Raw genomic sequence first — 12,129 nt, 5'->3', positions numbered from 1 at the left:
TTGACCACTACAACGAGTCGCATCCGCACAGCGCCCTGAAATACTGCTCACCACGCGAGTTTCGCCAGCGAGCAGATTCACCAACCTAAGCGTGACCGCATGTCCGGTCATGCAGGGGCAAGTCCACCATTGCACCACCTAGGCGGGCGGCCTCAGAAAGGAGAGCCTTCGTGTGCTCGTCCGGGCTGAACGGCTTGCCTTTATCGATCCCAATCGCCTGCATTTGCGACCGTTCGAGCGGCCCAAAAACATCCAGAGGCTCTTCGTTAACCAACTTCGCCAGCAGTTCAAAAAAGTGGAAGTTGTCAGGAAACAGCGTGTCGATGTTTTGCCGGGAACCGTTCATGAACTCCATTTGAGGTGGCGAAGAGGCTTGAGCCAACGGGTAGATTTTGATTTGCTTCATCAGGCTGACTGCCTGATCGGTCTTGCCATTGACCTGAAAACCTCGGACGGCGAACAGGACAGAGTACGTGGGCGATCTGGCGACGAAGTAGCCCTTCGGCACGCTGCCCTTGAACCCCGGCGGGAGAACCAGGAATTTTCCTCCTTTGCCCTTGTCCGCGCCTAACGGCCCGATGTCCGAAAGGTAACGCTGCAAGCCGTCCTGAATGAAACCGAGCATATGGGGCGGCGCTTCGATAACGGTCGCTCCGTCCGCCTTGAGGTCAAGGTGGCTTATCGCGTAGACCGTCTCGGTGTTCGCGGTCAGTAGCACTGTCTGGGCATCCATCAGATTTTCCCAGATCACGACTTGCGTGGGCTTCTTGGCGCCGAATACACGCAGGCCCTCGCGCACCGCGATCTCACTCACCGGCATTATCTGCGTCAGATAGACCTCGGTGGCTCGATTGACGAGCTGAAGGTCGAACAGCCGTTGCGCGGTGTCGCCGAGGGGGTAGCCATTCCTGAATTCGAAATCACCGGAACGCGTCTTCAAAGTCTCGGTGTTCAGCCATCCGTGGGGTTCCGTTTCCTGCGAATGCGCAACCAACGAAGTGGCTGCTGTGCAAAGGACAACGCACGCAAACAGCGTGGAACGTAGCATTATCATGGCTCCTCGTCACGGATGTACTAGACCGGTCGCCTTTGCCTCGCTCCGAGTGTGGCGGCGGACCTCAGGTTTTGTCGTCTTGCGACTGTAAACATAGGATAAATTTTGGCCCGCGCGTTATTTTTCCGCAGAAGCAACGCAGGAAGCCGCTATTCACGTAATTCACGTCGTCGGAACGTCCGTTCCCGTCACGCAGCGGAGAGCCCGCATACCCGCGTGCGCAAAGGTCGCTTCGGGTTGAGGCTGCACGCAACGGTGGAATTCGAGGATCGTTCGGTGTTCGAGCGACCGGAAGTACACTGCGATCGGCCGTTGAGGCGATATTGCTGAGTGTCTCCTGCGGGTCGACTGCGGTCCCACGAGGCGCTCTAAAGCGGCCATGCGCAATCAACAGACATGCCAGTTATGGATGACCGCTTAGGCTGAACATCGGTCCAAATGCACGAGCCCACGAACGGTAGGTCACGAACCGAAATCAAGCAATCGGCGCCGGCCTCTAATGGGCATCCATGCCGAGCGACCGGTCTTCGCGGTGAGTTGGTACAGCGCAGTCGATCCACCCACTTCGGCCTCCGCCGAATGCCAGCCATTCTCTAACCGTTACGCTTATCCCTCCGGCCAAATCAAACATTTAGCCTACTCAGTTGCCAGCAACCCGCCCACCCTGATTTATAATTCCCAAGTCGTCGGGAAACACTCGGCGGCCAGGTTTGGAAGCCTGCTAGCTAAACTCGCACACCCGCGCTCATCGCGGGTCGTGCGTCTACCTCTGCACGCCTATACAGATCAACGGGCGGGCTGTGGTGGGGGAGCCGCAAGGCTCGCCGGTTTGGTTTAGCGCCGGTCTTCCAATCCCGTCACGTGCCCGCTCACCCCTTTGCAAGCGAGTGTCGGGCGATCCAAGGAACCACCAGGGAGACGCACCATGACCAAGTCCATCAAAAACCAAGCAGCATCCCGTCCGCCCGTCGACGCCCTCCAATACGAAAAACTCGCCCTATCCGCATTCGACTTATGCGATCGACAAGTAGGTCAACTGGACACCTTGATCACACTTGCGTCCTCGATATGTAGGAATCCTGCCATCACGAGCGATGAGAGAAAGCGTCGTCAGACGCTCCTTGAATTGCTGGTGGACACGGCCGAGCAGTATCAGCAGGAACTCGAATGCGACCGCGAGTTATTCCAGGTAATCGCACTCGACGCGAAGGGCGTCCCGCATAGCCGCATCACCGCACGCCATGCAGCCAAGCTGCTGGCCGAAGCATCGCAGAGAGCGAAAGCCTCCGACGCCTCCGCCAACGCGCCACAGCCCAAAAGCGCATCATCAAAAAGTGCAGCGACGTTAAGACCCGACGCGATTCAGCAACCGGCCGCCGCGCCACACTAAGCGTCGCAAAACGTCAGCAATCGGCATGGGCGATAGACTGAACGATTAAAAGAAGGTGGCGCAACCGTACGCCACCGCTTGACCTGATTCGCCATCACGGCGAAGCCGCGGCCCGCATTGCCGGCGCGCGCCGCTTCGATCAAGGTGTTCAGCGCGAAAAGGTGGTCTCGCGATTGATCTCGTTGACATCGGGCGCGTGCATCGTCGTGACAGGCGCGCGAGTTCTTCAACTCTTCAACGGCAACCAGATCTCAAGCCCGCCCATCCCACTGACGGGATCGAACTTCCCGTCGTAGCGCTCAAAATTCGGCGCATCGGCGGGAATATGTCCCGATGCCGGCAGCCACTGATTCCAGATCGTATTCCACGTGCGCCGGATAGTCGAAACATGCTCGCGATGGCTAAACACCGCATACCGCTGCGGCGAAATGCGCAAACGGCTCAACTCCGCAGGCAAAGCCGAGAAGTCGCTGACTTCAACGCCACACAGATAATCGAGGTTGCCGTTGTCGTCCGCGTTATAGCAAACGCCATACGCCACATTGCCCATCTGCCCCGGCACCTTGCCGAAGTAATCACCAAAACGCTGCCACTGCGACGGAATCGCGGCACAGGTTTCGCTGGTGTAGCGCTCGCTCAGGCCCGCGACAAGAAACGCTTTGCCGTCTTCAAAGCGCGGTGGTTCGAGACGGGTAAGCAGGGTTTCGTCCATTTTGATCGGCTCCACGAGGGCGAGATTGTCGAGATGACCACGCGCGCGCAGCGCGTCGGGCGTGAGCCCGAATTGCTCGCGAAACGCACGCGTGAATGCCTCGTGAGAACCGTAGCCGGCGTCGATGGCGACCGCGAGGATATCCGGTGCGCCGCTCGCCAGCCGACGCGCTGCTTCGCTCAAGCGACGCCCGCGCACATAGCGCATCACCGAAAACCCCGTGGCCGCTTCGAAGGCGCGCGCCAGATGAAAGCGCGACACGCATCCGCAGTTGGCGATCTCGTCGAGCGTCAACTCGCGGGCAAAGTGGCTTTCGATAAACCAGAGCGCTTTTCCAACCGGATTCATATGGGCTCTCATGTCAGCATGGAACCAGCATAGCGGGACGCGGGTAGCCGCGTTTGATCGGAATTGCGGTTTTCAAATGCAAAGCATGACGAATGACTGCCGTCACTGCGAAACTCGTCTGCATCGCGAGACGTCAACGTACCTGCTCATCATAAACGACGCGCGAGCCGTCTCTCTTTGAAGAAGTGCTGCTGCGGATTCCAGGCGTTCTGCCATTCCCAGAGTCAACGTCGTGATTCGGCCATCTCTGGCGGCGAGGGGACCAAGCTAAGTTTGTCGTAGCTGGCCGCTCAATAACTTTCTGTTGCAGTCTTATCTGTGGGCGACACTTGCTGACTGTGGCCACCTTCCTGAACCCCAGTTCCTCCTGCTCGCCCCGTCCGCAACAACACCCCACCCAAAATCCCCGCCGCCGCCGCAAAAATCGCCCCAAACAAAAACGCGACGTGATACCCGCTATTCAGCGCGGCCACGGCATCTCCAGACGACGCCTGCACCGCCTCACTCCGCGCCGCAGCGAGACTGGCCAGCACCGCGAGCCCAAGCGCCCCACCCATCATGAACGACGTATTGACGATCCCCGACGCGAGCCCTGAATCGCCAGGGTCAACATCGCTCATAGCCGCCAGCAGCATCGGATTAAACGCAATCCCTGCGCCGAAACCAAGCAGCATCATCCCTGGCATGACATCGAGCACAAAGCTGCCGCCAACCGGCGCGCGAGCGAACAACGCAAGACCGCAAGCCGCGACCAGCAGCCCTACGGCCAGCGGAACTCGCAGCCCGAAGCGCATCACCACACGCGCCGACAACCCAAGCGAAAAGAACCCCATGATCAGATTAGCCGGCAGGAACGCGAGCCCGACTTGCAACGGCCGATAGCCGAGCACCCGCTGCAGATACAACGCGGAAATAAAGAACCAGGCAAACATGGCAGCCGCCCACAGCACGCCGACCACATTCGCCGTCGCAACATTGCGCAAGCGAAATAAACCAAGCGGCATCAACGGATGCTGAACGCGCGATTCGATCACCAGGAACACAGCAAGCAGCGCCAACGCAGCGAACAGCAAGCCGAGCGTCTGCACCGAAGTCCAGCCGGCTTCATTCCCATTCACCACGGCGTACACGGCCAGCATCAGCGAAACGGTGACGGATACCGCGCCGGCCACATCGAGCTTCTCTCCATGTGCATGACCGCGCGCGGACGGCAACAGCGCGACGCAAAGTGCATACACGGCAATACCGATCGGCAGATTGACGAGAAAGATCCAATGCCAGCTCAGCAGATTGGTGAGCAGGCCACCAAGCAGCACACCGATACTGCCACCGCCCGCGCACACAAACCCGTACACGCCCATCGCTTTCGCGCGTTCGCCGGGTTCGGTGAACAGATTCATGATGAGCGACAACGAAACCGCCGAGACAATCGCGCCTGCCACACCCTGAACGGCCCGCGCACACACCAGCAGCACCTGCGAGTTCGAAATGCCGCAAGCAAGCGACGCCGCCGTGAACAACGTAATGCCGATAAGAAACAACTTGCGGTGCCCATAAAGATCACCGAGCCGTCCACCCAGCAGCAGGCAGCCGCCGAAGGTCAGCATGTACGCATTGACCACCCACACGAGCGACGTTTCGGTAAAGCCGAGATCCGCCGCGATGGACGGCAGCGCAACGTTCACGATCGTGGTATCGAGCACGATCATGAGCACGCCGAGGCACAGAACGATCAGTGCGATCCAGCGTTTGTTGCCGTGGATGGAATGGGTCATGCAGGCGGCTCCTTGGCCGTGGTCGATCGGATGCCGGACGCGTTGCTGCTGAAATTGGCACCGCGCCGAAAGAGACGGAATCCGGCGCAATGCCGACCAACCGGCTGGCAACTCGTTGACGAGAATGGGATTTTCCAGTCTAGCATCCGCGACTTTCGAGCGACAACTACGAGTTCCAGGTCGCCGCGGACGTCAATCGCCGCCGAGCAGTTCGTATTTGCCGCCGCGCTCCAGCGCCCGCTGATAAGTGGATCTCGCATGAATGCGCTTGAGAAAATCGACCACCGCCGGAATCTGCCCGTCCATCCCGCCGCGCGCCGTGGCGGCTTCGAGTGGAAAACTCATTTGCACGTCCGCCGCGGTGAAGTCGTTGCCGACAAACCAGCCGGTCTTGCTCAACTCCTGATTGATGTAGCCGAGGTGCAGCTTCAACTGCGGATCGATAAAACTCGATTGCAGCGTCGCGGCGATCTTGCGCGCAATCGGCCTGGCGAAGAACGGCATCGGCGCGCTGGCAATACGCAGCGCCACGAGTTTGAGCAGCAGCGGCGGCATTGCCGAACCTTCCGCGTAGTGCAGCCAGTAGGTGTAACGCAGCCGCTCCGGCGTGCCGGGCGCCGGCGCAAAACGTCCCTGCCCGTACCTGTCGATCAGATACTCGATGATCGCGCCCGACTCGGCGATCGTCTGGCCATCGTCGGTAACGACGGGAGACTTGCCGAGCGGATGCACCGCGCGCAGCTCGGGCGGCGCCAGCATCGTTTTCGGATCACGCTCGTAACGCTTGATCTCGTACGGAACGCCGAGTTCTTCGAGCAGCCATAGCACGCGCTGCGAGCGGGAGTTGTTCAGATGATGGACGGTCAGCATGGGTCGAGAGATGTTGGCCAATGGAGTGTCACATCATAAGGAGGTTGTGCAGAGGCAGGCCTCTAGTCGCAATTCATACGCGCGATTTGCCGCTCATCAATTGGTTCGACGGCAGCGTTTCGTCTAGCAGCTTGCGCGCGCTTTCGATGCCGGCAACCGGCAGTCCCTCGGGGTTCAGCAAGCCGACCTGCACGAGTACGGAAGCCTGATCCCAATAGATGTGCTCGTTATAGAGCTTGTTGCCGCGAAAACACACGACAGCCAGCATCGGCACCTCGAAATATTTACCGGTGGGCGCGACGCCGGGCAGCAACCAGTCGATCTCGCAGCTATGCGTGCAGCTAAAAATGAATTCATCGACGATGCGATCCGCGCCGATGGTGCGCGAAATCGGAATCAGCTTCGTATCGACGGGATTCGAGTTGACGAAGTGATGCGTATAGAAACGCTTGAGGTTGTCATGGCCGACACCGCCGGTCATAGTCGGAACGTGATTGACGTAGGGCTGCGCGACCATGGTCGGCATGACCGCATCCACGTCGCGCGTGGCGAACTCGTAATAGCAATGCGCTTCCCACAGCGCGTTGAGATCGTAGACCGGACCGAGCACTTTGCGCAGCAGCGCGAGCGTGCGCGAATACGCCATCATCGCGGCGGGCTTGTCGTATTGCGCACGCGCCGGTGCGGCGAACGCATGATCGCAACCTGGGTACACGTATTGCTCGATTTGCGGCCGCCTGCGCAGCGCGGGGCTGATCCGCTCGCGGGTTTCCGGCGGGCAGAGCGAGTCGTTTTCGGGGAAGTGAAACACCATCGGGCAGCGAATTGCCGGCACTTCGTCGAGATACGCTTCGAGGCCCACGCCGTAATAGCTGACCGCGCAATCGACATCGGTACGCGCGGCGCTCAGGAACGCGAGCTTGCCGCCAAGGCAGTAACCCACCGCGCCGACTTTGCCCGCCTGTTCGGGCAGGGCGCGCAATGCCGCGATGGCGGCGGCGATATCGTCGACGGCGCGGTCCGTGTCGAACTGGCTGAGATAGCCGAGCGCCTGTTTCATGTCGGCTTCGCCGTAACCGAGCGCGATGCCCGGTTTGATCCGCCAGAACAGATCCGGCACCAGCACCACATAACCTTCTTCAGCGAAGCGGTCGGCCATCGCCTTCATGGTGTCGTTGATGCCGAAGATTTCCTGCAGCAGCACGAGTCCCGGCCCGGACCCTTGCGCCGGACGCGCAACGTAGGCGTTGAACCGGCCGCCATCCTGGGCGACGACTTCGATGAAAGAGGCGGCCATGCGGTGTGTCTCCCATGCAAATGGTTGCCGCGGAAAACGCGGGCTAGGCAATCGTGCGCAACTCGAAGCGTTTGAGCTTGCCGGTTTCGGTGCGCGGCAGCACATCGACGAAAACGATCTCGCGCGGATATTTATACGGCGCCACGCTATTTTTCACGAAATCCTGCAGTTGCGCGATCAGTTTGTCGTCCGCGACGTAACCGGGATTGACCACGACGAACGCCTTGACGATCTGCCCGCGGGTTTCGTCCGGCGCGCCTATCACGCCGCATTCGGACACCGCGTCGTGTTGCAGCAGCACGCTCTCCACTTCGGGGCCGGAGATGTTGTAGCCGGCGGAGACGATCATGTCGTCGGCGCGCGCCTGGTAGAACACGTAGCCGTCTGCGTCGAGATAGACGGAATCGCCAGGCAGATTCCAGCCGTCGCGCACGAACTTCTGTTGCCGTTCGTCGGCGAGATAGCGGCAGCCGGTCGGGCCGCGCACCGCGAGTTTGCCGATAGTGCCGGGCGCGACCGGTCGCATGTCGTCGTCCACCGCCTGCACGACGTAACCCGGCACCGCGCGGCCGATGGCATGCGGGCGGATCTCGTCGCCGTGAGCCGAAATGAAAATGTGGATCAGCTCAGTGCCGCCGATGCCGTCGATCATGTCGATGCCGGTCGCGTCGCGCCACAAACGCCGCGTCGAATCCGGCAAGGCTTCTCCCGCCGAGACGGTCTTCTTCAAGGTCGAGACGTCGTGATGCGCAACCAGCGGCGCCATTTGCCGGTAGAAGGTCGGCGCGGTGAACATGATGGTCGCGTGAAAACGCTCGACGGTCTGCAATAAAGTCTCGGGCGTGAGCTTCTCGATCAGCACCGTGGACGCGCCCACTCGTAACGGAAAGCACAGCATGCCGCCAAGGCCGAACGTGAACGCGAGCGGCGGCGTACCGCAAAAAATATCGCTCGACGTGGGCTTGAGCACGTAGCGCGGGAACAGATCGCACATGGCCAGGACGTCGCGATGAAAGTGCATGCAACCTTTCGGTGCGCCGGTCGTGCCGCTGGTGAAGGCGATCAGGCAGACGTCGTCGGCGGCGGTGTCGCACGCGGTGAAGTGGTCGGGCTTGTTGATCGCGAGTGTGTCGAGCGAATCGGCGGCGTCGTCGTGGAACAGGCGCGTTTCTTTCAGGCCCGCGCAGTAGAGCTCGTCTTGCGGATCGGTGCAGCGTGCCAGTTCGGCGGTCAGGCGGGCGTCGCACAACGCCGCGCCAACTTGAGCTTTGTCGATGATCTGCTTCAGTTCCTTGGCACGCAGCAGCGGCATGGTCGGCACCACGACGAGGCCGGCCTTGAGTGCCGCGAGTGCGGTTACGGCCATATGCAGCGTGTTCGGGCCGCGCAGTAGAACGCGGTTGCCGGGCCGCAGTCCCATTTCGTCGACCAGCACGTGTGCGCTGCGGTTCACTAGAGCCAGCAGTTCACCATAACTCGTGGCGCGCGGCGTGCCGTCCACGTCGGACCAGATCGCGGGATGATCGCGGCGACCCGCTTCGATGGTTCTGTCGAGCAGCTCCGTCGCGCAGTTCAGGCGCGCCGGATAGGCAACGTCGGGGTTGTCGAGCAGAAAGACAGGCCATTGATCCTGCGGCGGAAGATTGTCGCGCGCGAAGGTATCGACGTGTGCTGACGGTTCCATCATGGTCTCCCGGGCGTTGAGCCGGCTAGATGCGCTTCGGTTGGCTTGGTGGTTTGGCAGGTTCTTTTCGTGTGCTGTGTTGCTCGGTTACTGCGGGACCACGGCAGTCGCCTCGATTTCGACTTTCGCTTCGTCTTCGATCAGCGCGACGACCTGCACCGCGCTCATCGCGATGTCGTAGTCGCCGACCAGCTCGCGAAACGCGCGGCCAATATCCTTCAACGACACGAGATACTCGCGTTTGTCGGTGACGTACCACGTCATTCGCACCAGGTGCTCGGGCTTGCCGCCCGCTTCGTGCAGAACGGCGAGCACATTCTTGAGCGCCTGGATGGCTTGCGCGGCGAAGTCGGTCGTCTGGAAACGCGCCTGTTCGTCCCAGCCGATCTGGCCGGCAATGAATACCTGCATGCCGGTTGCCGCAACGCCGTTCGCGTAGCCACGCGGCTTGACCCAACCGGCCGGAAGAAGAGCTTTTTTCATGAGCGATGCGCCTCAATGGAATCGGGCTGCGGGGCGAACGTCGCGAGCGCGCTCGCGATGTCGGTGGGGATATCAATGGATGTGCCGCTTTCGAGCGACGTCGTGACCAGCACCTGTTTCGTGCGAAAACGGGTTTCGCCGTTGCAATGGCCGACGATCTCGATGCCGATCGAGCGCCGGCCGATCGCTACGACGTCAAGCGTCAGCGTGATCGTTTCGCCCATCTGGCTCGGCCGTGAAAACTCGCAATCGAGTTTGACGATCGGCAAGCCGACGCGGCGCTGCGCAATCATCTGCGCATAGTCGATATGCAGGCCTTCGTTGAACCAGTCTTCGACCAATGCGTTGGTCATCACCAGATATTGCGGAAAGAACACGATGCCCGCCGGGTCGCAATGCGAGAAGCGGATACGCACGGGCCGTTCGAAAGACGCGCTCATCTGGCGTTTGCTCCGGCAGTTGCGGCAGCATGCGCTTTCAACAGATCACGTCCGACGATCAGTTGCTGCACTTCGGTCGCGCCTTCGTAAATGCGCAGCGCGCGAATCTCGCGATACAGCATTTCGACGGCCGTGCCGCTTTGCACGCCCATGCCGCCGTAGAGTTGCACGGCGGCGTCGATCACCTGTTGCGCGCCTTCGCTTGCGTGCCATTTCGCCATTGCCGCTTCACGTGTGACGTTTTCGCCTTGATCGCGCAGCCATGCCGCGCGATAGACCAGCAATGCGCTGCTGTCGATGGTCAAGGCCATCTGCGCGAGTTTGGCCTGCGTCAGTTGAAAATCGCCGAGTGTCTGCCCGAACATTTTGCGCGACGCGGCACGCGCGAGACCTTCGGCCATTGCATGACGCGCGAAGCCAAGCGACGCAGCCGCCACCGACGTGCGGAAAATATCCAGCGTGCGCATGGCGAGCTTGAAACCTTCGCCGGGTACGCCGAGCATCTGGCTGCGCGGCACGCGCGCGCCGGCAAAGTGCAGACGCGCGAGCGGATGCGGCGCGATCACGTCGATGCGTTCCGCAATCTCCAGCCCCGGCGTATCCGCATCCACAATGAACGCGCTGATGCCACGCGCGCCCGGCGCTTCGCCGGTTCTCGCGAACACCACATAGAAATCGGCGATGCCGCCGTTGGAGATCCACGTCTTGTCGCCGTCGAGCACGTAGGCGTCACCGTCTTCGCGTGCAGAGAGCGTCATGGCGGCGACGTCCGATCCCGCTTCGGGCTCGGATAGCGCGAACGCCGCGATGGCCGTGCCGTTGGCGACGCGCGGCAGATAGCGCGTCTTCTGTTCATGCGTGCCGCCGAGCGAGATGGCGCCCGAACCGAGGCCTTGCATCGCCAACGCGAAGTCCGCGAGGCCTGAGTGTTTCGCCAGCGTTTCGCGCAGCAGGCAGACGGCGCGCGTGTCGATCGTGTCGCCGTGGCCGCCGTAGGCTACGCCGCCCACGCCGTATTTCAGCCAGCCGGCCGCGCCGAGTTCACGCACCAGGTGGCGGCAGGTGGCGTCCACGTCCTCGTGGTTTTCGTGCGCGAGGTTCGCGCGGCACCATGCCTCGATACCCGCGGCCAGTTCGCGATGACGCGGCTCGAAGAACGGCCAGGCCAGCGCACTATGCAGATCCAGTTCGGTGTTGGCGCTCAACTCAATCTCCCTCGAACACCGGACGCGACTTCGCCGCAAACCCGCTATATGCGCGCTCGAAATCGCGTGTGCTCATGCAGATCGCCTGGGCTTGCGCTTCCGATTCGATCGCTTCGTCGATACTCATGCTCCATTCCTGATGCAACATCTTCTTGGTGATGCCGTGCGCGAAAGTGGGACCGGCGACGAGATCGGCGGCGAGCTTGTGCGCTTCTTCAACCAACGCGGCCGTTTCGCATAACCGGTTATAGAAGCCCCATGCGTGGCCTTCGTCGCCGCTTGCCGAGCGACCGGTGAACAGCAGTTCGGCGGCGCGCCCCTGGCCGATGATGCGCGGCAGGATCGCGCAAGCGCCCATATCGCAGCCGGCGAGGCCGACGCGCGAGAACAGAAAAGCGAGCTTGCTGCGCGCGGTGCCGAGCCGCATGTCGGACGCCATTGCGAGAATTGCGCCGGCGCCGGCGCAAACGCCGTCGACGGCAGCAATCACCGGCTGCGGGCAATGACGCATGGCTTTGACGAGATCGCCGGTCATGCGGGTGAACAGCAGCAGTTCCGGCATGGGCAGATCGATCAACGGCGCGATGATGTCGTGCACGTCGCCGCCGGAGCAGAAGTTCTCGCCCGCGCCGTGGATCACGACGGCCTTGACGTCGGTCGCGTAGGTCAATTGCCGGAACAGGTCGCGCAATTCCGCATACGACTCGAAGGTCAGCGGGTTCTTGCGCTCCGGGCGGTTCAGCGTGATCGTCGCGATCTTGCCGGCGACCGACCAGCCGAAGTGCCGCGCTTCGTAGCCGGCCAGCGTGAGGCGGTTGCCGGCCAGTAGCGCGTCGGCGTTGGATCGTGTCATGAGTGTCTCCTCGTTTCG

At 61.4% G+C, this 12,129-nt stretch carries 11 protein-coding genes and 1 pseudogene; 1 reads left to right on the top strand and 11 read right to left on the bottom strand.

Annotation, left to right across the window (positions count from 1 at the left end; all coding sequences use genetic code 11):
• Nucleotides 1-85 precede the first annotated feature (85 nt).
• Nucleotides 86-1,048 (bottom strand): DUF1254 domain-containing protein, encoded by a 963-nt coding sequence (locus NE850_RS38620; protein ID WP_310700346.1) that lies wholly within the window; start codon nucleotides 1,046-1,048, stop codon nucleotides 86-88.
• Nucleotides 1,049-1,979: 931 nt separating this feature from the next.
• Between NE850_RS38620 and NE850_RS38615 the strand changes: the two genes are divergently transcribed.
• The gene (locus NE850_RS38615; protein WP_310700345.1) at nucleotides 1,980-2,444 is read left to right on the top strand and encodes a hypothetical protein; all 465 of its coding nucleotides are present in this window, start codon (nucleotides 1,980-1,982) and stop codon (nucleotides 2,442-2,444) included.
• A 77-nt stretch (nucleotides 2,445-2,521) separates the two neighbouring features.
• Here NE850_RS38615 and NE850_RS39615 read toward each other — a convergent pair.
• From NE850_RS39615 to NE850_RS38565, 10 genes and pseudogenes are all read right to left on the bottom strand, one after another.
• A pseudogene (locus tag NE850_RS39615) lies at nucleotides 2,522-2,634 on the bottom strand (methyl-accepting chemotaxis protein); the annotation flags it as partial.
• Between the two features lie 36 nt (nucleotides 2,635-2,670).
• A complete protein-coding gene (locus NE850_RS38605) occupies nucleotides 2,671-3,504 on the bottom strand; it encodes an AraC family transcriptional regulator (RefSeq protein ID WP_007178477.1) in 834 nt (277 codons plus the stop codon).
• Between the two features lie 290 nt (nucleotides 3,505-3,794).
• Nucleotides 3,795-5,279: a DHA2 family efflux MFS transporter permease subunit gene (locus NE850_RS38600; protein ID WP_310700344.1), complete on the bottom strand. Its 1,485-nt coding sequence runs from the start codon at nucleotides 5,277-5,279 to the stop codon at nucleotides 3,795-3,797.
• Between the two features lie 192 nt (nucleotides 5,280-5,471).
• Nucleotides 5,472-6,149 carry a glutathione S-transferase gene (locus NE850_RS38595; RefSeq protein ID WP_310700343.1) on the bottom strand — a complete coding sequence of 226 codons (678 nt, stop codon included), beginning with the start codon at nucleotides 6,147-6,149 and terminating at the stop codon, nucleotides 5,472-5,474.
• Nucleotides 6,150-6,222: 73 nt separating this feature from the next.
• The gene (locus NE850_RS38590) at nucleotides 6,223-7,446 is read right to left on the bottom strand and encodes a dienelactone hydrolase family protein (RefSeq protein WP_310700341.1); all 1,224 of its coding nucleotides are present in this window, start codon (nucleotides 7,444-7,446) and stop codon (nucleotides 6,223-6,225) included.
• Nucleotides 7,447-7,489: 43 nt separating this feature from the next.
• The gene (locus NE850_RS38585) at nucleotides 7,490-9,130 is read right to left on the bottom strand and encodes an AMP-binding protein (RefSeq protein WP_310700347.1); all 1,641 of its coding nucleotides are present in this window, start codon (nucleotides 9,128-9,130) and stop codon (nucleotides 7,490-7,492) included.
• Between the two features lie 87 nt (nucleotides 9,131-9,217).
• Nucleotides 9,218-9,613, bottom strand: a complete 396-nt coding sequence (locus NE850_RS38580) for a RidA family protein (RefSeq protein WP_007178472.1) — start codon at nucleotides 9,611-9,613, stop codon at nucleotides 9,218-9,220.
• Nucleotides 9,610-10,053 carry a thioesterase family protein gene (locus tag NE850_RS38575; protein WP_007178471.1) on the bottom strand — a complete coding sequence of 148 codons (444 nt, stop codon included), beginning with the start codon at nucleotides 10,051-10,053 and terminating at the stop codon, nucleotides 9,610-9,612. The genes NE850_RS38580 and NE850_RS38575 overlap by 4 nt, the downstream gene beginning before the upstream one ends.
• On the bottom strand, nucleotides 10,050-11,258 hold the full coding sequence (locus tag NE850_RS38570; RefSeq protein ID WP_165189491.1) for an acyl-CoA dehydrogenase family protein: 1,209 nt from the start codon (nucleotides 11,256-11,258) through the stop codon (nucleotides 10,050-10,052). Before NE850_RS38570 ends, NE850_RS38575 begins: the two co-directional genes overlap by 4 nt.
• 1 nt (nucleotide 11,259) lies before the next feature.
• Nucleotides 11,260-12,111, bottom strand: coding sequence for an enoyl-CoA hydratase family protein (locus tag NE850_RS38565; protein WP_310700339.1), 852 nt, complete (start codon nucleotides 12,109-12,111; stop codon nucleotides 11,260-11,262).
• Between the last annotated feature and the right edge of the window lie 18 nt (nucleotides 12,112-12,129).

It is taken from the genome of Paraburkholderia sp. USG1 (assembly GCF_031570135.1).
Lineage (GTDB): Bacteria > Pseudomonadota > Gammaproteobacteria > Burkholderiales > Burkholderiaceae > Paraburkholderia > Paraburkholderia dioscoreae.
The sequence above is the reverse complement of the archived record's forward strand: the minus strand, read 5'-3'. Positions and strand labels throughout refer to the sequence as shown.

Coding starts and splice junctions, on each gene's coding strand:
- NE850_RS38585 (WP_310700347.1), bottom strand. CDS start 9,130: ATGGAACCGTCAGCACACGTCGATACCTTCGCGCGCGACAATCTTCCG.
- NE850_RS38575 (WP_007178471.1), bottom strand. CDS start 10,053: ATGAGCGCGTCTTTCGAACGGCCCGTGCGTATCCGCTTCTCGCATTGC.
- NE850_RS38600 (WP_310700344.1), bottom strand. CDS start 5,279: ATGACCCATTCCATCCACGGCAACAAACGCTGGATCGCACTGATCGTT.
- NE850_RS38580 (WP_007178472.1), bottom strand. CDS start 9,613: ATGAAAAAAGCTCTTCTTCCGGCCGGTTGGGTCAAGCCGCGTGGCTAC.
- NE850_RS38615 (WP_310700345.1), top strand. CDS start 1,980: ATGACCAAGTCCATCAAAAACCAAGCAGCATCCCGTCCGCCCGTCGAC.
- NE850_RS38620 (WP_310700346.1), bottom strand. CDS start 1,048: ATGCTACGTTCCACGCTGTTTGCGTGCGTTGTCCTTTGCACAGCAGCC.
- NE850_RS38590 (WP_310700341.1), bottom strand. CDS start 7,446: ATGGCCGCCTCTTTCATCGAAGTCGTCGCCCAGGATGGCGGCCGGTTC.
- NE850_RS38605 (WP_007178477.1), bottom strand. CDS start 3,504: ATGAATCCGGTTGGAAAAGCGCTCTGGTTTATCGAAAGCCACTTTGCC.
- NE850_RS38565 (WP_310700339.1), bottom strand. CDS start 12,111: ATGACACGATCCAACGCCGACGCGCTACTGGCCGGCAACCGCCTCACG.
- NE850_RS38595 (WP_310700343.1), bottom strand. CDS start 6,149: ATGCTGACCGTCCATCATCTGAACAACTCCCGCTCGCAGCGCGTGCTA.